The organism is Roseomonas sp. CCTCC AB2023176 (genome assembly GCF_042259275.1).
Lineage (GTDB): Bacteria > Pseudomonadota > Alphaproteobacteria > Acetobacterales > Acetobacteraceae > Roseomonas.
Window position 1 is genome coordinate 4,206,945 of the sequence record NZ_CP170086.1, and the last position, 18,302, is coordinate 4,225,246.

Genomic DNA, 18,302 nt, shown 5'->3' on the forward strand with positions numbered 1-18,302 from the left:
TATGTCCACCCGCATCCTGGTGGATCACCGGGCCGGCGGCGCCAACGCGGCGCCCCCGCCTGCCGTGGTCGCTCCCGGCCCGAATGCCGCCCATAGGCACCCGGAGAAGGCGCACCGGCCGGACAACCCCATCAAGCGCAAGCCTGACTGGATCCGGGTGAAGGCGCCGACGCACCCGGTTTACCACGAGACCCGCAACCTCATGCGGGAGAACCGGCTGGTCACGGTCTGCGAGGAAGCGGCTTGCCCCAATATCGGGGAATGCTGGTCGCAGCGCCACGCGACCATGATGATCATGGGCGAGATCTGCACGCGCGCCTGTTCCTTCTGCAACGTCACGACCGGGATGCCGAAGGCGCTGGACGCCGACGAGCCGCGGCGGGTGGCGGAAGCGGTGGCGACGCTCGGCCTGCGGCACGTCGTGATCACCTCGGTGGATCGGGACGACCTGACGGATGGCGGGGCGGAGCACTTCGCGCACGTGATCCGTGCCCTTCGCGCAACGGCGCCGGCGACGACCGTGGAGATCCTGACGCCGGACTTCCTGCGCAAGGACGGTGCGTTGGAGGTCGTGGTCGAGGCCCGGCCCGACGTCTTCAACCATAACCTGGAGACCGTTCCGCGCCTCTATCCGACCATCCGGCCTGGCGCGCGTTACTTCCACTCGCTGCGGCTGCTGGACCGGGTGAAGGAACTCGACCCCGGCATCTTCACCAAATCCGGCCTCATGGTCGGGCTGGGGGAGGAGCGTGGCGAGGTGTTGCAGGTGATGGATGACATGCGCTCGGCATCGGTGGATTTCCTCACGATCGGCCAGTACCTCCAGCCGTCCGTGAAGCACGCGGCGGTGGACCGCTTCGTGGAGCCGACGGAGTTTGAGGACTACGCGCGGATGGCGCGGTCCAAGGGGTTCCTGCTGGTCTCGGCCACGCCGCTGACGCGGTCGTCCTATCATGCCGACCGGGACTTCGCGGCGCTGCGGGCCGCGCGCGACGCGTCGCTTGGCCGGGCCGCCGCCTAGAATCATGCCCACACACGCGGAGAAGAAGCGGCTCCCCTACAGCCAGGAGCAGATGTTCGACCTGGTGGCCGATGTGCGGCGCTACCCGGAGTTCCTGCCCTGGTGCGTCGCGGCACGCGTGATCTCGCGCTCCGAGACGGAGCTGATCGCGGACCTGACCATCGGCTTCAAGATGTTCCGGGAGACCTTCCGCAGCCGCGTGACGCTGGAGCGGCCGGACCACCTTCATGTCGAATACCTGAACGGCCCCTTCCGCTACCTGAACAACCACTGGCGCTTCCACCCCGTGCCCGGCGGGACGGAGGTGGACTTCTTCGTGGATTTCGAGTTCCGGTCGAAGCTGTTGCAGACCGTCATCGGCACGGTCTTCAACGAAGCCGTTCGCCTCATGGTCCGCGCCTTCGAGCGGCGCGCGGCCGCACTCTACGGGCGGGAGCGGCCGTCGAGCCCGCTCAGCGCGCGCCCGCAACCGCGCGAGGGCGGGGCGTAGCGAGGCCGCGACGTCAGGCCGGCGCGGGCACCGGCACGAGTTGCCCATCGGAGACGCGGAGCGTCCGGTCATGAAAGCGAGCGACCGCCGGGCGATGCGCGATTGAGACGAGGCCGGTCCCCGGCAGGCGTTCGCGCAATAGGGCGTGGAGCGCTGCCTCGGCCTCCGGATCGAGGCTGGCCGTCGCCTCGTCCAGGAACAGCCAGTCCGGCTTCGCGAGCAGCGCGCGGGCCCAGGCGACGCGCTGCTGCTCCCCACCCGACAGGCGTCTCTCCCAGGTCCCTTCCTCGTCGAGCTGCGGGATCAAGTGGGCTAGGCCGACCGCCTCCAGGACCTCGCTGACCGCCGCATCGGGGACCTCGCCCGGCGAATGCGGGTAGGCGACGGCGCGGCGAAGCGTGCCGAGCGGCAGATAGGGCCGTTGCGGCAGGAACAGCACCCGCGCATCGGCTGGGATGGAGACGCGGCCCCGGCCGAAGGGCCAGATCCCCGCGAGCGCCCGGAACAGGGTGGACTTGCCGCTGCCCGACGGCCCGGTGACGACCACGGCCTCGCCCGGCTTCAGGTGCAGCGACACGTCGCGCAGGAGCACGCGGCCATCGGGCAGCGCGAGCTCCAGCCCCTCCGCGTCGAGCGCGCCGTCGCGGGACGCGGTCCGGGCGGGGCCGGTCGCACCCGCAGCCTGGGCGCCATCCACCGCCGCGCGGAAGCCGGAGAGCCGTTCCACAGTCGCGCGCCAATCCGTCACGTCCGCGTAGTTGTCCACGATCCAGGAGAGCGAGCCCTGCACCTGGCCGAAGGCCGTGCTGGTCTGCATCAGGCCGCCGAGCGTCAGGCGGCCGGCGAAGAAGGCGGGCGAGACGACGACGAAGGGGAAGACCACCGCCGCCTGGGCGAAGCCCGAGGTGAAGAAGGTCAGGCGCTTCGTCACGCGCATGATCTCCCACCAATTGTCGGCGAGGACGCGGAAGCGGTCCGACAGCACGCCGGCCTCGTCGCGCTCGCCGAGATGCAGGGCAATCCCCTCGGCGTTGTCGCGGACGCGGATGAGGGCGTAACGGAAATCGGCCTCGCGCCGCTGGCGGTCGAAGTTCAGGCCGATCAGACGCCGGCCGATCCAGTGGGCAAGGAGGGTGCCGAGGATGGAGTAGACCAGCGCCACCCAGACCAGCATTCCCGGGATCTCGGCGCCGAACAGGGTCAGGCCGTCCGAGAGTTGCCAGAGGACGACGATGAAGGAGAGCAGCGTCGTCACGGCGGTGAGGATGCCGAGGCCGAGGTTCAGCGATTTCTCGATGAACAGGCGGATGTCTTCCGCGATCCGCTGGTCCGGATTGTCCGTGGCGCGGTCGGTCAGGCTAATCCGGTAATAGGCGCGGTCGGCGAGCCAGCGCTCCGCCGCGTCGTGCGTCATCCAGCGGCGCCAGCGGATGACCAGGGCTTGGCGCAGGTAGAGCTGGTAGACCGCGACGCAGATGAAGGCCGCGGCGACGATGCAGAACCCCGGCATGTAGCCGAACAGCGCGCCGGCATCGTCCGTCTGGCGACCGAGGACGAGGAGCCCGATGAACGCGTCCCAGTCCTTCGTCTCGAGTGAGTTGTAGAAGGCGCGCTGCCAGTAGGTCAGGATGACGTTCATCGCGACGAGCGCAAGGTTCAGGCCGACGACGACGGCCAGCAGGCCGCGTGCCGCCCATTTCTCGTCCCCGGAGAAGAAAGGCCGGGCCAGGCGCCCGGCGTCGCGGAGGGTTGCGAAGAAGGGCTGCATGCAGGCCTCAGGGTTCGCGGATGCGAAGGCGGATGACGCCGCGCAGGGCGGCGGGATCGATGGGCTTGCCCTTGCGGAGGATGTCGAGCCGGCCGTCCCGCGTGAGTGCCACCGCGGCCTGCCGCACCGGGCCCATCAGTGGGCGCCAGTCCTCCGGCGCGAGGGAACGGGCGACCTCGCTGGGGCAGATGCTCCTCGTGGGACCCCGCTCCGAGGCAAGGCGGACGATCTCCGCGGCGATCGCCGTCGGGTCCGGGCTTGGGGCTGAACCTGTCATCCGGCCCCCGTAGGCCCGGGCGCCGATCGCGTCCAGGGCGGCAGGCGGGCGGAACGGAAAGGGGCGGCTCGGTTGTCCCGGCCGCCCCCATTCATCCACCCCGCGAGAGGCGCCCGGCTTAGACGGGCTTGCGATTCACGCCCTCGGCACGCCCCGAGCGATCGCAGGTCAGCGCAGGACGATCTCGACGCGGCGGTTCTGCGGCTCGCGCACGCCGTCCGCGGTCGGGACGAGCGGGCGGCTCTCGCCGAAGGCCTGCACGACGATGTTCTGCCGCGCGACGCCGTTGCGGGCGAGCTCGGCGGCGACCACCTCGGCGCGGCGCTGCGACAGGCGCTGGTTGTACTGCGGCGTGCCCGAGCGGTCGGCATGGCCGGCCACTTCGATGCGCGTCACGTTGGCCGTGCGCGAGGCGTTCGCGGCTTCCGCCACGATCTGGCGCGCGCGGTCCGTCAGGTCGGCCCGATCCCAGTCGAAGAAGACGAGGTAGGTGCGGGCAACCGCCGGCGACACCGCGGGCCCGGCCTGGGCCGCGGCCGGCGCCGGGCGCGGCGCGTTGAACGCGTAGCGCAGGCCGACCAGGACGGAGTGGTTCAGGTTCTCGAGCGAACCGCTGCGCGGGGTGCGCACCCCCGTGTTGGTGTTCTGCGTGAAGCCGCTGAGCTTGACTTCCGTCGTCCCGAAGAAGCGATACTCGGCCGTAAGCGCGAGGTTGGGCACGCCGAGGTTGATCGCGGCACCCGCGATGGCCTGGTAGGCGAAGACGCCCTTGTCATCGTCAGTGACGACGACCTGCGACCGGTTCGGCCGGAAGTCGGCCACCACGCCGTCGGCGAAGACATGCGAGTAGCCGATGCCGCCGCCAATGTAGGGCGTGACCGGCACGCCGGGGATCGCGATGTCGTAGAGCAGGTTTGCCATCCCGGCAATCTGGTAGAGGTTGCCGTCATTCCGGCGGCTGGTCTGGCCGGCGGCGAAGGAGCTCTCGAACTCGTTGCGGCGGTAGTTGCCTTCGATCTCGAGGCGAAGCCCGTTGCCGAAGCCGTAGCCGACGGAGACCAGGCCGACGAAGCCGACCTCCCACTCGACCGTGCCGCGGTTCGGCAGCCCGGCGGCAACCGCGTCGCGCCCGGCCTGGCCGGGGATGGAGGACTCGGTGCTCTGCAGCCAGTTCGCACCGCCGCCGCCGGCGATGTAGAGGCCGGACACGGGCTGGGCGACCGCGGCGGTGAGCGGGAGCGCGGCGAGCGGGAGACCGACGAAGGCGGTCGCCAGCAGGGCGGAGCGGAGGCGAGGCATGGCGCTGTTTCCGGGTGGAGTCGTTAAGGCCGTTGAGTTGCACGCCGGAAAGCGTTGGCGCGAGGGGGTTCGTCTCGCGAAAGGTCGGAGCGCCGCGCACGGCGTCCGGATGTTGCATCAAGGCAACAGACGGCCGCGGCCTCAGAAGCCGTGGGGGTTGCCGACCAGGAAGGCCGCCTCGGCCGGGGTCGTCGCGCGGCCGAGGGCAGCGTTGCGGTGCGGGAAACGGCCGAAGCGCCGCACGACGCGCCGGTGGCGCCAAGCGTAGGCGATCGTGCCGTCCATGGCTGCGTGCCGGGCATCGTCCCGAAGGCCCTCGAACAGGGCGACCGAGAGATCCTGGTCCGCCAAATCTTCCGAATGCTCGAAGGGAAGGTACAGGAAGACCCGCTGCATCGGGGCGAGCGCGCGGTCGTGCCGGTCGCGCAGCACGGCGTCGCGGGCCACCTGCCGCGCCGCGGGATCGCCGGCGAAGGCCTGCGCGGCGCCGCGATGCAGGTTTCGCGGCAACTGGTCGAGGAGGAGGCACAGGGCCAGCGCCCCGGACGGCGTTCCGGCCAGGTGGCCGAGGGTTCCGCCCGCGGCCTGCTCGGCAAGGGACCCGAAGCGGGCCCGCAAGGCTTCGTCCTGGACCGGGTCGGCGGTGAACCAAGCCCCGCGAAAGGCGTCCGGCCCGTCCGCGAACCAAACGGCGAGCAGGTCCTCCGGCGTGCTCACCGGCGGTCGCCAAGCGCCATGTCGAGCACCCTTGCGGAGTGGAGCGCGTCGCGTCCCGTCAGGTCGCCGATCTGATGGCGGCAGGAGGTACCGTCGGCGACGATCAGGTCCCCCGCCGGCGCCGCCCGCACGGCCGGGGCGAGCGACAATTCCCCCATGGCCTTGGACACCTCCAGCCGCCGGGCGTCGTAGCCGAAGGCCCCCGCCATGCCGCAACAGGAGGAGGCGATCGGCCTGACGTCCAGGCCGGGGATGGCCCGCAGCGCCTTCACCGCGCTGGGAAAGGCGCCGAAGGATTTCTGGTGGCAATGCCCGTGCAGATGGGCCGCCGGCGCGACGCTCCGCAATGGCAGGTCGGCATCCTGGCGCACGAGGAACTCCGTCAGGAGTTCGGCACGGCCCGACAGCCGCTCCGTATCCCCCCCGGGCAGCAGGGCGTTGAACTCATCGCGGAGCGTCAGCAGGCAGGAGGGTTCCAGCCCGATGACCGGGACGTCGCTCCGGGACAGCGCGCCGAGGGTGCGGCGCGCCTCCGCGCGGGCCTCGTCCACCATGCCCGCCGCGAGGTACGTGCGGCCGCAGCAGAGCGGACGACCCGTTAAGGCCGGGGCGATCGGCCGCCAGCCGGCCGCCCGGAGCACGCGCGTCGCGGCGCGGAGGTTCTCCGGCTCTCGAAGTACCGGTTGAAGGTATCCGCGAGGAGGATGACGTCGCCGCGCGGAGCCGCCGCTCCGCCGAGTTCGCCATCCCGGAACGGGCGTCGCGCGAAGCGGGGCAGCGCCCGCTGACGGGAGAAGCCAAGGACGCGTTCCCCGAGCGTCCGCGCTCCGGGCACCCATTCCCGCGCATTCGCGAGCCAAGGCGCGCGGGCTGCGGCGGGCGCCCAGAGGGGCAGCGTCGCGATCAGCCGATCCTTCGCCGAGACGCCGTGGCGCCGTGCGCGGGCGTGCTGCGCCTCGATTTTCATGCGCGCCATGTCCACGCCGGTCGGGCATTCGCGGCGGCAGGCCTTGCAGGAGACGCAGAGGGAGAGGGCTTCGGCCACGTCGTCCGAAGCGAGACCGTCCGAACCGAGCTGGCCCGTCAGGGCCAGCCGAAGCGTGTTCGCGCGGCCGCGGGTCAGCTGCGCCTCGTCCCGCGTCACGCGGTAGGAAGGGCACATGACGTTCGCATCGAACTTCCGGCAGGTGCCGTTGTTGTTGCACATCTCGACCGCGCCGAGCAGGCCCGCGAGCGGACCGGAGGCGCTGCCGGATTCGTGGTGCGACCAGTCGAGCACAGGCGTGATCGCCGCATCGCCGGCGTAGTCCGGCGCGTAGCGGAACAGCGTTCGGTCGTCCATGCGCGGCGGGCGCACGACGCGCCCCGGGTTCATGAGACCGTGGGGCAGGGACGGGCGGGGCGGGTCGAAGGCGTCCTTCACGGTCTCGAAGGCACGGACGATGCGCGGGCCGTACATCTCCCCGTGGAACTCGGAGCGCACGATGCCGTCGCCATGTTCCCCGGAATGGCTGCCCTTGTATTCACGGACGAGGGCGAAGGTCTCCTCGGCGATGGCGCGCATGCGCCGCACGTCCTCGCCGTCCTTCATGTTCAGGACGGGGCGGACGTGGAGGCAGCCGACGGAGGCGTGCGCGTACCAGGTGCCCTTCGTGCCGTGGCGTTCGAAGACCTCGTTCAGGCGCTCGGTGTAGTCGGCCAGGTCGTCGAGTGCGACGGCCGTGTCCTCGATGAAGGAGACCGGCTTACCGTCGCCGCGCATGGACATCATGATGTTGAGGCCGGCCTCGCGCACCTCGGCGATCGCTGCCTGGAAACCGGCATCGGTCGCGCGCACGACGGCCCCGGGATGGCCGAGGTCGCCCATCATCTCGTCGAGCCGTTCCAGGTCGCGCAGCAGGCGGGCGTCGTCGTCGCCGTGGAACTCGACGATCAGCAGGCTGTCCGGCTCGCCGATCAGCATCCGCTCGATCGTGTCGCGGTAGATGGCGATGGAGCGGCCGAGCTCGATCATCGTGCGGTCCACCAGCTCGACCGCCTCCGGGTCGAGCGTGACGAGGTGCTTCGACGCTTCCATCGCCGCGCGGAAGCTCGCGAACTGACAGATGCCGAGGACCTTGCGCGGCTTGATCGGCCAGAGGCGGAGTTCCAGCGCCTCGGAGAAGGCAAGGGTGCCTTCGGAGCCGACGAGGATGCGGGCGAGGTTGCCGCGGCCGCTGGCGCGCGCCTCGGGCGTCAGGCTTTCCAGGTCGTAGCCGCCGACGCGGCGCAGCACCTTCGGGAAGCGAGCGGCGATCTCGGCGGCCTCCGCCGCGCCCAGCGCGCGCAGACGCTGGATCAGCTCCGCGACGGTCGCTGGCATGCCCGGGCCGAGGTTGTCGGGCAGGTCTCCGAAGGTGAAGCGCTCGCCGTCCGGCAGGATGGCCCGGATCGCATGGACGTTGTCCGCCATGAGGCCGTAGCGGATGGACTTGGAGCCGCAGGAATTGTTCGCGGCCATGCCGCCGATCGTGCAGCGCGCCCAGGTCGAGGGATCCACCGGGAAGAACAACCCGTGCCGCCTCAGCGTGTCGTTCAGCGCGCCGAGCGCGATGCCGGGCTGCACCACGGCCCGTTGCGCCGCGGCGTCCACCGACTCCAGGCCGCGCAGGAACTTCGAGCAGTCGAGGACGAGCGCCCGGTTGACCGTCTGGCCGCACTGGCTCGTCCCGCCGCCGCGGGGGAGGACGGGGACGCCCTCCTCACGACAGATGGCCATGGCGGCCTGCACGTCCTCCGCCGTGCGCGGCACGAGGACCCCGATGGGCTGCACCTGGTAGATGGATGCATCGGTCGCGTAGCGCCCGCGATCCCCGGCGCCGAAGAGGACTTCCCCCGCAGTGTCCCGCTTCAGCCTGGCCGCAAGCCGCGGATCGCCAGGCGTGACGCGGGAGGTGATGATCGCGTTCATGCGGCCAACCTAGCGACGCGCCCGCGGCCCGTCGCATCCATAATGCTCATCAATCCATCCTGCCGAACTCATTGGCGCGGCATGAAGGTCGGGGCTAGGAACCGCGCCGCAAGGGACGGGACTTCCATGGCCTATTTCACATCAAACCGCTCAGCCGGCCGCCACTTCCTGCAGATTCCCGGGCCGACGAACGTGCCGGATCGGGTGCTTCGCGCCATGGACAACCCGACGATGGATCACCGCGGGCCTGATTTCGGCATCCTCGGCAAGCGCGTGCTGGAGAAGTTGAGGCCGGTCTTCGCGACCTCCGGCCCGGTGATCATCTACCCCGCCTCCGGCACCGGCGCTTGGGAGGCGGCGCTGGTGAACACGTTGTCGCCCGGCGACACGGTGCTGATGTGCGAGACCGGTTGGTTTGCGCATCTGTGGCAGGAGATGGCGGGGCGCCTCGGCCTCAAGGCCCGCCTGCTGGAAACGGACTGGCGCCGCGGCGCCGACGTCGCGGCCATCGCGGAGGCGCTGCGCGGCGACCGGGGCCACGAGATCAAGGCGGTCTGCGTCGTCCACAACGAGACGAGCACCGGCTGCACGTCGCGGATCGAGGAGGTGCGCGCCGCCCTGGACGCGGCCGCGCATCCCGCGCTGCTGCTGGTGGATACCATCTCCTCCCTCGGCTCGATCCGCTACGAGCACGAGGCCTGGGGCGTGGACGTGACGGTCGCGGGTTCGCAGAAGGGTCTGATGCTACCGCCCGGGCTGTCGTTCAACGCGGTGTCGGCGAAGGCGCTGAAGGCAAGCGAGACGGCCAGGCTTCCCCGCTCCTTCTGGGACTGGAAGCCGATGCTCGCTGCAAACGCCACGGGGTACTTTCCCTACACGCCCGCCACCAACCTGCTTTACGCCCTGGACACCGCGCTCGACATGCTGCTGGAAGAAGGGCTGGGTGACGTCTTCTCCCGCCACGACCGCCACGCCGAGGCGACCCGCCGCGCGGTGCGCCGTTGGGGCCTCGAGATCCAGTGCGAGGAACCGCGCCACTATTCCTCCGCCCTCACGGCGGTGCGGGTCCCCGAAGGCCACTCGGCCAATGCCCTCCGCGCGGCGATCCTCGAGCGCTTCGACATGTCGCTCGGCAACGGGCTGGGGCGGCTGAACGACCGGGTGTTCCGGATCGGCCACCTCGGCGCGTTCAACGACCTCTCGCTCCTCGGCACGCTCGGCGGCGTGGAGATGGGGCTTCGCGTCGCGGGCGTGCCGCATGAAGGCGGCGGCGTGCAGGCGGCCATGGACTACCTGTCCGGCAACGCCTGACGGCCGTCCCGCCCCGCCCGGTCCCTTGCGGCGGGGGGCCGGGCGCCGCATGTGCTCCTCGTTCCGGAACGGACGAACGGAGGGTCGCGTGACGATCGAAGCCTGGTCCTGGCCCACCCCCAACGGCCACAAGGTCCACATCGCGCTGGAGGAGCTGGGGCTTCCCTACACGGTGGTTCCGGTGAACATCGGCGCCGGGGAGCAGTTCCGGCCGGAATTCCTGGCTATCACGCCGAACCATCGCATCCCCGCCATCATCGACCCGGATGGGCCCGGCGGGCAGCGCGTCGCGCTCTTCGAATCCGGCGCGATCCTCATCTACCTCGCGGAGAAGGCCGGACGGCTCATTCCCGCAGACCCGGTGGCGCGGCTGGCTTGCCTCCAGTGGCTGATGTTCCAGATGGGCGGGGTCGGGCCGATGTTCGGTCAGTACAACCACTTCGCTGCCTATGCGCCAGAGAAGCTTCCCTACGCGATCGAGCGGTATTCCAACGAGGTACGCCGGCTGCATCGCGTGCTGGAAAAGCGGCTTTCCGAGGCCGAGTACCTCGCGGGCGAGTACTCGATCGCCGACATCGCGACCTTTCCCTGGGTGCGGAACCCGGACCGGCGCGGCATCGACCTGACGGAATACCCGGCGGTCAAGCGCTGGCACGACGCGATCGCGGCGCGGCCCGCCGTGCAGCGCGGCGTCCAGGTCCTCGCGGAAAACCAGCGCAAGGGCCCGATCAGCGACGCGGAGCGGGAGAACATGTTCGGCGCCAAGCAGTTCGCGCCGCGGTGACCGCGGAGCTGGATCACCTCGTCGTCGGTGCGGCCACCCTCGAGGCCGGCGCAGAGGCGGTCGAGCGGCTGCTCGGCGTGCGTCCGTCCGGGGGTGGTCGGCATGAGGGGGCCGGCACGCACAACCTTCTCCTCGGCCTCGGGCCGGGGGCCTACCTGGAGGTAATCGCGCCGGACCCGCAGGCCCCGACGCCGGCGCGCCCGCGGTTGTTCGGCCTGGACGATCAGCAAGTCCGGCGACGCATCGGGACTGGCCCAACCCTCCTCACCTGGGTGGCGCGCACGCGGGATCTCGATGCGGCGCTGGCGGGACTCGGGCCGTCCTGGGCGGATGCGGCGCGCGCCATGTCGCGCGGGGGCCTGTCCTGGCGGCTGGCTACCCCGCCGCTGGGAGAGGACCTGGCGGGGCTGGTACCCGGGCTGATCCAATGGGACGGCGCGGAGGCTGCGGGCCTGATCGCCGATCCGGGCTGTCGTCTGCTCGCGCTGGAGGCCGAGCACCCTCGGGCGGGGGACGTCCTCACGGTCCTGCGCCGGGCGGGCGCGGAGGCGCTGGTGACGCTGCGCGACGGGCCCGCGCCGCGCTTGACGGCCCGGATCCGCCGGGCCGACGGCCGGGTCGTCGAGCTATCGGCCGATCCGTCGGCCGCCAACCCGCCGGCCGCCTGAGGCCACGGCACGTGTGCAGCCCGGCGGGACGTGCTACGAGCCGTTGATCACAGACGAGGTCCGGCCCCGGCCGGGCGCGCGGCGCGCGCGGCAGTTGTATCCGCCGGGGGTTGGACTCCGTAGAGGTTGGACGAGGGGCAGGTGGGACCGATCGTCAGATGACAGGGCTGGGGTCGGCGTTACGTTGCGCGACGGCGCGATCGGGGACAGGCGCACCCCGGGCCATGCCGGTGCCCCGCATCCCCGTCCGGAGCGCCCGTCCTTGAGCGCACGCGTGTTGGTGGTGGACGACGTCGCCGCGAACCTCAAGCTGCTCGAGGCGCGTCTCTCGGCGGAGTACTACGAGGTCGCCGTCGCCTCGTCCGGCCCGGAAGCGCTGCGGGTGGCGCAGTCTTGGAACCCCGACGTCGTACTGCTCGACGTGATGATGCCCGGCATGGACGGATACGAGGTCTGCCGGCTGATGAAGGCCAGCCCGCAGACCGCGCATATCCCCGTCGTCATGATCACCGCCCTGGTGGACCAGGCGGAGCGGGTGAGAGGGCTGGAGGCCGGGGCGGACGACTTTCTCTCGAAGCCCGTGGATCACACGACGCTCTTTGCCCGGGTGAGGGCGCTGCTGCGGACCAAGCAGGTGCTCGATGCCTTCCGTCTCCGTGCGGAAACGGCGAAGGACCTGGGCTTCGAGCCGATGCCGGACCCGGCCAAGACCGTCGCCGGCGCCCGCGCCCTCATCGCAACCGAGGATGACGGGGAGGCCGCGGGCCTTTCGGCCATCCTCGCGGAGGACGGGATCGTCGTCACGCGCGCGCCGGACGCCAGCAGCGCCTGGGAGCGGCTCGTCACGGACGACTACGACCTCGCGGTGCTCAGCCTGTGGCTCGACGACGGGGAGGGCCTGCGCCTCGCGTCGCGGATGCGGGCGCAGACCGCCATGCGGGAGGTGCCGGTCCTGCTTGTCGCCGACCTCGACCAGAAGAGCCAGGTTCTCCGCGGCTTCGACATCGGCGCGAACGACCACGTGCTGCGGCCCGTGGACCCGAACGAGTTGCGCGCGCGGGCGCGGAACCAGATCCGCCGCAAGCGTTACCAGGAGAGGCTTCGCGCCGACCTCCAGCGTTCGCTCGAGATGGCGGTGACGGACAGCCTGACCGGCCTGCGCAACCGCCGCTACGTGATGCGCCACCTGGAGGGCCTGCTGCGGAACGGCGGCGCGACGGTGCTGCTGATCGACGTGGACCGGTTCAAGTCGGTCAACGACACCTACGGTCATGCGTTCGGCGACGCGGTGCTCCGGGACGTGGCGGACCGCCTCCGCCTGCACCTCCGGGCCGTGGATGTCGTAGCCCGCTACGGCGGGGAAGAGTTCATCATCGCGATGGCCCCGCAACCGGCGGAGGACGCCGCGGGCGTGGCGGAACGGCTGCGCGGCGCGCTCGCCTCCGCGCCGGTCCAGGTGGGCGACACGACGCTGAACGTCACGGCGAGCATCGGCGTGGCCGTGGCGATGCCGGAGTGCTCCGTGGACCAGCTCTGCGGGGCGGCGGACAAGGCGCTGTACCGGGCCAAGGCGAATGGCCGCAACCGGGTCGAGTCGGCGGCGCCGTCGGATTGGGCGCTGCCCTGACGCAGCCCATGGTCGGCCGCGTCCAAGGCGCATGACGGCGTGAGGTGCACGACGACGTGGGGACCGCGGCGCGTCAGCCCAGCGGGACGGCCCGCCCTTCGGCGATGCATTCCGTGGCGGCTGATGCGGAGGGGCGTCCGTAGCGTCGCGGCTGCCCCGTGGCGAGGATGCCGGGCGGTCGAGGCCGCCCGGCGGGTCGCCTCAGTTTCCGGAGCCGTCGAGGGTGACGGACGTGTTGATGAAGCGCAGGTGCGGCGTCGCCTCGGCGACCTCGGCACCGCCGCGGCGGGCCCGCACCATCTGCACGCCACCGGCCTCAAGGCGGTTGTGGATGAAACCGAAGGTCGGATAGACGCGGCCGTGGTTCACCGTGTCGTGGCCGACCTGGACGCGGACGGCGGTCCAGTCGTTCGCCTCGGAGACGTCGAGGACGGAGACGTTGCGCATCACGGAGCCGCGGCGGATGCCCGGGCCGCCCCAGTTCGCGTGGTGGATGGTGATCTCCCGGGGGGAGAGGATGCGCTCGACGACCGCGACGTGGCCGGCGCTCATCCCGCCGTACGAGCGGAAGGCCAGGACCGAGCCGGGCTCCGGGCGCTGCCCCCGCGCGTAGACGCCGGCCGCATTGTACCACCACTGGCCGCCATTGCCGCTGACGTCCATGCCCGTGACCATGCGGGCATAAGGCACGCAGGAGATGTAGCCGAAGCCACCCTCCTCGGCGGCGGCGCCGCGCGAGGCATGGCCGGAGGAGAAGGAGGCGAAGCGGATCTCGCCACCGCGGCGGGAGGCGACGCCCCGGCCTGGCTTTGCACCGGTCGGCTTCGACTGGCGGTCGGCGACTGGACGGATCGCCGCGCCGCGGTTCGAGGCGGGGGTCCGGACGGCCGCGACAGGCGCGGCGGACCGGGATGCAGCGACCGGCTTCGACCCCCGGTTGGGTGCGGCATGGGCCGGCACGGTACTCGAGAGTGCGAAGAACGCACCGCAAGCGACTGAAAGCACGACCGACCCGCGCGTACCCTGCATGCCGACAACCCCCATGCTGTTACTCTAGCCCCCGCCGGTCTTTGCCGGCCGACGCGTTGGATCGCGCCGTCACGGGACCGTTATCCGGGCCTTAGGAAACCCGACAACCCGGCGGGTGGAAACAGGGCGTAATCCCGCGTGAATTGTCGCGTGTGTCGCAGTTGATACACGAAGAAGCGGACCGTCTTCCTATGAAACGAGCCTGTTACGCCGATTGGGCACAGTGTGGCGGCAGGACCGCCACACCCTTGCCAGGCCGGACGAATCGAGGCCGGAGGACTTCGGGCCGGGGTCAGCGGCAGGCGGTGACCATGATTTCCACCAGGTGCCGCGGGTCCGCCATGTTGGCCTGCACGCAGGCCCGCACCGGGGCGCCGCCGGCAGGCAGCCACGCGGACCAGAGCTTGTTCATGGCGTCGCGGTCGCGGATGTCCTTCAGCCAGATCTGGGCCTGGAGGAGGCGGGTCTTGTCCGTCCCGTGCTCCTCGAGCGCCGCGTCGATCTTGTCGAGGATCTGCTGCGTCTGGCCCGAAACGTCCTGCGACAGGTCGTCCGCGGTCAGGCCGGCGAGGTAGACGAAGCCGTGATACTCGACGGAGGTCGAGAGGATCGGGCCGGTGCCCTTGCGCTGGATGTGGCTCATGCCGGGTGCTCCTTGGCCGTGATGGCCAGGGGCTTGTACGGCAGGGGCGCCAGGCGGCAAGCCGGGGCCAGGTCCGCCCGACCGCCTTAGCCGCGCCTGGTCAGCCGCGCCTGGTCAGCCGCGCTCCGGCGCTTCCAGGACGGCGGCCATCCGGCGCAGGCGGGACAGGCCCCAGACCGCGACGAGGATTCCCAGCACCGCGGCGACGATGGTCGGGACGCGAAGGCCGAAGACGTCGCCGGCGCCGCCGAGGCAGAGCGCCCCGACGGCCGGGCAGGCCCGGGTGATCATGCCCCAGAGCGCCATGATGCGGCCCCGCATCTCCGCGGTCGTCGCGAGTTGGGCGAGAACCTGGACGGAGGTTCCGTGGCTCGTCGCGGCACCGCCGATGAGGGCGGCGCAGAACATGGCGAAGGGGAACCAGCCCGTGGCCACGAAGCCGAGCGTCGCGACGGCCTGGGCGAGGATCGCGACCACGACGATCCGGGTCGTGCCCGCGAGCCGGCCGCGGGCCGCGACGATCAGGCCGAAGAACAGGGCGCCCGCGGCGAAGCAGGTTGTCAGCAACGCCAGCGACTCCGCCCCGCGCCCGAAGAGGCGCTCGACGTAGGGCGGCAGGATCTCCTGCACGCCGCGCAGCAGGATGGCCGCGACTGCCGCGAAGCCCAGCAGCGGGCCGAGGCCGGGGTGCCGTGCCGCGTAGCGCAGGCCGTCCGTCATCTCTCCGAAGAGGCTCTTCGTCGCGGGGTGCCCGCGGCGGTCTTCCGGCGCGACGGTCAGGCGCAGCATCGACAGGCTGGCGAAGGCGTAGCCCAGGGCGTTGCAGGCGATCGCCGGCGCCACGCCGGACACCGCGATGATCGGCCCGGCCAGCCCCGGCCCGACGAACCGCGCGACGTTGAAGATCAGGGAGTTGGCGGCGACGGCAGCCGGAAGGTCCGAACGCCCGACCAGCCCGGGCATGAGGGACTGCCGCGCCGGCTGGGCGAAGGACGCACCGATGCCGCCGAGGAACTCGAGCGTGACGAGGAGCCCGATGGTCATCGTGTCCGTGGCGGCGAGCGCCGCGACGGTCGTCGCCTGGACAGCGATGAAGCACTGCGCGGCCATCGTCAGCCGCACGCGGTCCAGCCGGTCGGCCACGGCCCCGGCGATCGGGCTGAACAGGACGGCGGGGGCGAGATCGGCGAAGGCGACCGCCCCCACCCAGGCCGCGCTCCCCGTGAGCTGCCAGCCGAGCCATGCGACGCCGATCCGGTGCATCCACATGCCGGTCCAGGCGCCGAGGCTGGCGCCGAAGAAGACCCGGGCGTTCCGCGTCCCGAGAGCGCGGGCGAGCGGCGAGGCCAAGATCCGGGCGCGGAGGCCGCCCGGCACTCAGGCGCGAGCCCGGCCGGGGGTGGGCCGGGCGCCCGGTTTTCGGCTCACGCCGGCGCGCGGCCGGTCAGCGGCGCGGCGCCGGTCCGGACGGGGCGGCCGGAGCCGCGGCGGGCGACGCCTCCCGCGCGCCGCGCAGGCATTCGGCCGCAAGCCGGTCGCGGTCGTAGGACCGGGCAAGGTCGTCCGTGATGACCCGCGGGCCGAGGTAGGAGGTCGTACCGACCCGCGCATTGTAGTCGTCCGACCGCATGATCTGGCCGCGGTCGCGGTAGAGCACCACCCGCTCGGCGTCGGCGCGGCAGGCCGCGGCGGTCGCGTCGTTCGCGCGCAGCGCCTCGTTCCGCAGCGGAGGCGCCGGCGCGCCCGCGCAGGCCGCGAGAAGGAGGAGCGTGGCGCCGGTCGTCAGGGCGGTTAGTCGGGCGGTCATGCCGGGCGGGCTCCGATCGGTCCGGTGCCGCGGACGCCCGGGGGAAGCCGGGCGAGGCGGCGCCGCATCCCCTCTTCATCGAAGCGGGCGGCGGCGTCCAGGGGTTGCGTCGCGGCGGCGCGCAGGAGGTCGGGGTGAAGCGTCGTGCCGTCATGCGCGATGTCGAAGAGCCCGCGCATCCAGGGGGCGCGGCCCATGACCTCCACGAGGGCGAGCAGGCGGAGGAGGAGGGCCATGCCGGTGCGCGTGTCCAGCCCGATGCGCCGGTCGAGCGCCTCGGCCCAGCAGCAGGCGTCGCGGTCGGTCAGGATCAGGTCCAGCGGCGGGTCGCCGGGCGTCGCGTTGCGGAACAGGAAGCGGCGCGACGGGCCTTCCAGGTGCGCCGCCGCGGCGGCGCGGGCGGTGTCCCAGGCGTTGAGAAGGGCGCGCTCGCTGACCGCCGGGGTATCGGCCGGCGGGTGCGGAATCGCGTAGGCGGTGCCGGCGAGGGAGGTCACCGACCGAAGATGGCCCGGTGCGACGGAAAGGTCAGGGCTTGACGCGGTGCGGTCGCGGCGCGCCGATCGGGGCATGCCCGACCCCGCCGATCTTCCCGCCCGCGCCCTGATCGAGGCCCTCCGCGCCGGGCGACTGACGCCGCGGGACGTGACGGAGGCATGCATCGCCCGCGTCGCCGCGCGGGAGGGGACGGTCCGGGCCTTCGCGGCGCACGACGAGGCGGCCTGGCGGCGGGGGGCGGAAGTGGCGCCGGTGGAGTCGCCCTTGGCCGGGCTGCCGGTCGGCGTGAAGGACGTGCTGGACGCGGCGGGGCTGCCGGCCGGCTATGGCTCCCCGATCTGGGAGGGGTGGCGGCCCAGGGCGGACGCGGCCTGCGTCGCGATGATTCGGCGGGCGGGCGGCGTGGTGGCAGGGAAAACGGTCACGACGGAATTCGCGACGCGCCGACCCGGACCGACGACGAACCCGCACGACCCGTCGCGAACACCGGGCGGGTCGTCGCAGGGCTCCGCCGCCGGGGTGGCCGCCGGGTTCTTCCCGCTGGCCTACGGCACGCAGACGGCCGGCTCCATCATCCGCCCGGCGGCCTATTGCGGCGTGGTCGGGTTCAAGCCGACCTACGGGACGATCCACCGCGGCGGCATGCGAGTGATGAGCGAGTCGCTCGACACGATCGGGGCGATGGCGCGGGACGTGTTCGGTTGCGCGCTCCTTGTGGGGGCGAGCGCCGGGCTTGACCTCTGGTCGGGGCTGGGGCGCCGCGCGGAGCCGCCGCGGATCGCCTTCATCCCCGGACCGGCGGAGGACGTCCTGGAGGAGTCGAGCCGCGCGATGCTGGAGGACCTGGCGGCGCGGCTGGGGCGGGCGGGCGGGCGCGTGGAACGCGTCGCGTTGCCGCCGGCAGTCCTGGCGGCGATCGAGGCGCATCCCGTGGTCATGCAGGGTGAGATCCGGCAGGCCCTGGCCTGGGAGCATGCGGCGGCGCCGGATGGGCTCTCGCCCTGGCTGCGGGAACGGGCGGCCTGGGTGGACGCGCTGCCCGACGATGCGCTGCCAAGGGCGCGGGAGGCCTTCGCGAAAGCGCGGACCGAGTTCGACGCGTTCATGCGGGACTACGACTTTGTGCTGACGGCGAGCGCGCCGGGGGAAGCGCCATCCGGGCTGGAGGCGACGGGCGACCCGGCCTGCAACCTGCTCTGGACCGCCCTGCACGCACCTTGCGTCACCCTGCCCGCCGGGGTGGGGCCGCATGGCATGCCACTCGGGGTGCAAGTCGTCGGCGCGATCGGGAGAGACCGCGCCATCCTGGCCGCGGCGGAATGGGTTGCCGGGCAGGTCTGAGCGGAGGCCCTGCAGGCCGTGGCGGATCGCCCATCACGTCAGGGTCGGAACGGGTATGTGATGGTACGGGAT

At 71.9% G+C, this 18,302-nt stretch carries 18 protein-coding genes; 7 read left to right on the forward strand and 11 right to left on the reverse strand.

Annotation, left to right across the window (positions count from 1 at the left end; translation table 11 throughout):
- Position 1 precedes the first annotated feature (1 nt).
- Positions 2 to 1,021: a lipoyl synthase gene (gene lipA, locus ACE7GA_RS21055; RefSeq protein WP_376091075.1), complete on the forward strand. Its 1,020-nt coding sequence runs from the start codon at positions 2 to 4 to the stop codon at positions 1,019 to 1,021.
- Between the two features lie 4 nt (positions 1,022 to 1,025).
- Positions 1,026 to 1,511, forward strand: coding sequence for a type II toxin-antitoxin system RatA family toxin (locus tag ACE7GA_RS21060; RefSeq protein WP_376091078.1), 486 nt, complete (start codon positions 1,026 to 1,028; stop codon positions 1,509 to 1,511).
- A 13-nt stretch (positions 1,512 to 1,524) separates the two neighbouring features.
- Here the strand turns inward: ACE7GA_RS21060 and ACE7GA_RS21065 are convergent, their stop codons facing one another.
- The 6 genes from ACE7GA_RS21065 to ACE7GA_RS21090 form a co-directional block, all read right to left on the reverse strand.
- Positions 1,525 to 3,279, reverse strand: a complete 1,755-nt coding sequence (locus ACE7GA_RS21065) for an ABC transporter ATP-binding protein/permease (protein ID WP_376091081.1) — start codon at positions 3,277 to 3,279, stop codon at positions 1,525 to 1,527.
- Between the two features lie 7 nt (positions 3,280 to 3,286).
- Positions 3,287 to 3,556 carry a DUF3253 domain-containing protein gene (locus ACE7GA_RS21070; RefSeq protein ID WP_376091084.1) on the reverse strand — a complete coding sequence of 90 codons (270 nt, stop codon included), beginning with the start codon at positions 3,554 to 3,556 and terminating at the stop codon, positions 3,287 to 3,289.
- Between the two features lie 168 nt (positions 3,557 to 3,724).
- Complete coding sequence (locus ACE7GA_RS21075; protein ID WP_376091087.1) at positions 3,725 to 4,855, reverse strand: OmpA family protein; 1,131 nt, start codon at positions 4,853 to 4,855, stop codon at positions 3,725 to 3,727.
- A gap of 141 nt (positions 4,856 to 4,996) precedes the next feature.
- Complete coding sequence (locus ACE7GA_RS21080) at positions 4,997 to 5,572, reverse strand: DUF924 family protein (protein WP_376091090.1); 576 nt, start codon at positions 5,570 to 5,572, stop codon at positions 4,997 to 4,999.
- A complete protein-coding gene (locus ACE7GA_RS21085) occupies positions 5,569 to 6,126 on the reverse strand; it encodes a (Fe-S)-binding protein (protein WP_376091093.1) in 558 nt (185 codons plus the stop codon). The genes ACE7GA_RS21080 and ACE7GA_RS21085 overlap by 4 nt, the downstream gene beginning before the upstream one ends.
- 44 nt (positions 6,127 to 6,170) lie before the next feature.
- Entirely contained in the window at positions 6,171 to 8,522 is a 2,352-nt protein-coding gene (locus tag ACE7GA_RS21090; RefSeq protein ID WP_376091096.1) for an FAD-binding and (Fe-S)-binding domain-containing protein, read from the reverse strand.
- Between the two features lie 126 nt (positions 8,523 to 8,648).
- Here ACE7GA_RS21090 and ACE7GA_RS21095 point away from each other — a divergent pair, with 126 nt between their 5' ends.
- From ACE7GA_RS21095 to ACE7GA_RS21110, 4 genes are all read left to right on the forward strand, one after another.
- Positions 8,649 to 9,833 carry a pyridoxal-phosphate-dependent aminotransferase family protein gene (locus tag ACE7GA_RS21095; protein WP_376091099.1) on the forward strand — a complete coding sequence of 395 codons (1,185 nt, stop codon included), beginning with the start codon at positions 8,649 to 8,651 and terminating at the stop codon, positions 9,831 to 9,833.
- Positions 9,834 to 9,882: 49 nt separating this feature from the next.
- Positions 9,883 to 10,617, forward strand: a complete 735-nt coding sequence (locus ACE7GA_RS21100) for a glutathione S-transferase family protein (RefSeq protein ID WP_376091102.1) — start codon at positions 9,883 to 9,885, stop codon at positions 10,615 to 10,617.
- The gene (locus ACE7GA_RS21105) at positions 10,614 to 11,285 is read left to right on the forward strand and encodes a VOC family protein (RefSeq protein WP_376091105.1); all 672 of its coding nucleotides are present in this window, start codon (positions 10,614 to 10,616) and stop codon (positions 11,283 to 11,285) included. The genes ACE7GA_RS21100 and ACE7GA_RS21105 overlap by 4 nt, the downstream gene beginning before the upstream one ends.
- A gap of 262 nt (positions 11,286 to 11,547) precedes the next feature.
- On the forward strand, positions 11,548 to 12,912 hold the full coding sequence (locus ACE7GA_RS21110; protein WP_376091108.1) for a PleD family two-component system response regulator: 1,365 nt from the start codon (positions 11,548 to 11,550) through the stop codon (positions 12,910 to 12,912).
- A gap of 201 nt (positions 12,913 to 13,113) precedes the next feature.
- Here the strand turns inward: ACE7GA_RS21110 and ACE7GA_RS21115 are convergent, their stop codons facing one another.
- From ACE7GA_RS21115 to ACE7GA_RS21135, 5 genes are all read right to left on the reverse strand, one after another.
- The gene (locus ACE7GA_RS21115; RefSeq protein ID WP_376091111.1) at positions 13,114 to 13,941 is read right to left on the reverse strand and encodes a CHAP domain-containing protein; all 828 of its coding nucleotides are present in this window, start codon (positions 13,939 to 13,941) and stop codon (positions 13,114 to 13,116) included.
- 292 nt (positions 13,942 to 14,233) lie between these two features.
- Entirely contained in the window at positions 14,234 to 14,584 is a 351-nt protein-coding gene (locus ACE7GA_RS21120; RefSeq protein WP_376091114.1) for a RidA family protein, read from the reverse strand.
- 114 nt (positions 14,585 to 14,698) lie between these two features.
- The gene (locus ACE7GA_RS21125; RefSeq protein WP_376091117.1) at positions 14,699 to 15,961 is read right to left on the reverse strand and encodes an MFS transporter; all 1,263 of its coding nucleotides are present in this window, start codon (positions 15,959 to 15,961) and stop codon (positions 14,699 to 14,701) included.
- Positions 15,962 to 16,028: 67 nt separating this feature from the next.
- Positions 16,029 to 16,391: a hypothetical protein gene (locus ACE7GA_RS21130; protein ID WP_376091120.1), complete on the reverse strand. Its 363-nt coding sequence runs from the start codon at positions 16,389 to 16,391 to the stop codon at positions 16,029 to 16,031.
- Positions 16,388 to 16,888, reverse strand: coding sequence for a hypothetical protein (locus ACE7GA_RS21135; RefSeq protein WP_376091123.1), 501 nt, complete (start codon positions 16,886 to 16,888; stop codon positions 16,388 to 16,390). Before ACE7GA_RS21135 ends, ACE7GA_RS21130 begins: the two co-directional genes overlap by 4 nt.
- A gap of 73 nt (positions 16,889 to 16,961) precedes the next feature.
- Here ACE7GA_RS21135 and ACE7GA_RS21140 point away from each other — a divergent pair, with 73 nt between their 5' ends.
- Complete coding sequence (locus ACE7GA_RS21140; protein WP_376091126.1) at positions 16,962 to 18,230, forward strand: amidase; 1,269 nt, start codon at positions 16,962 to 16,964, stop codon at positions 18,228 to 18,230.
- Positions 18,231 to 18,302: the final 72 nt, after the last annotated feature.

Bases quoted from the DNA above. Each gene is read 5' to 3' on its own strand.
- lipA (WP_376091075.1), top strand. From the start codon at position 2: ATGTCCACCCGCATCCTGGTGGATCACCGGGCCGGCGGCGCCAACGCG.
- ACE7GA_RS21060 (WP_376091078.1), top strand. From the start codon at position 1,026: ATGCCCACACACGCGGAGAAGAAGCGGCTCCCCTACAGCCAGGAGCAG.
- ACE7GA_RS21065 (WP_376091081.1), bottom strand. From the start codon at position 3,279: ATGCAGCCCTTCTTCGCAACCCTCCGCGACGCCGGGCGCCTGGCCCGG.
- ACE7GA_RS21070 (WP_376091084.1), bottom strand. From the start codon at position 3,556: ATGACAGGTTCAGCCCCAAGCCCGGACCCGACGGCGATCGCCGCGGAG.
- ACE7GA_RS21075 (WP_376091087.1), bottom strand. From the start codon at position 4,855: ATGCCTCGCCTCCGCTCCGCCCTGCTGGCGACCGCCTTCGTCGGTCTC.
- ACE7GA_RS21085 (WP_376091093.1), bottom strand. From the start codon at position 6,126: ATGGTGGACGAGGCCCGCGCGGAGGCGCGCCGCACCCTCGGCGCGCTG.
- ACE7GA_RS21090 (WP_376091096.1), bottom strand. From the start codon at position 8,522: ATGAACGCGATCATCACCTCCCGCGTCACGCCTGGCGATCCGCGGCTT.
- ACE7GA_RS21095 (WP_376091099.1), top strand. From the start codon at position 8,649: ATGGCCTATTTCACATCAAACCGCTCAGCCGGCCGCCACTTCCTGCAG.
- ACE7GA_RS21100 (WP_376091102.1), top strand. From the start codon at position 9,883: ATGTGCTCCTCGTTCCGGAACGGACGAACGGAGGGTCGCGTGACGATC.
- ACE7GA_RS21115 (WP_376091111.1), bottom strand. From the start codon at position 13,941: ATGCAGGGTACGCGCGGGTCGGTCGTGCTTTCAGTCGCTTGCGGTGCG.
- ACE7GA_RS21120 (WP_376091114.1), bottom strand. From the start codon at position 14,584: ATGAGCCACATCCAGCGCAAGGGCACCGGCCCGATCCTCTCGACCTCC.
- ACE7GA_RS21130 (WP_376091120.1), bottom strand. From the start codon at position 16,391: ATGACCGCCCGACTAACCGCCCTGACGACCGGCGCCACGCTCCTCCTT.
- ACE7GA_RS21140 (WP_376091126.1), top strand. From the start codon at position 16,962: ATGCCCGACCCCGCCGATCTTCCCGCCCGCGCCCTGATCGAGGCCCTC.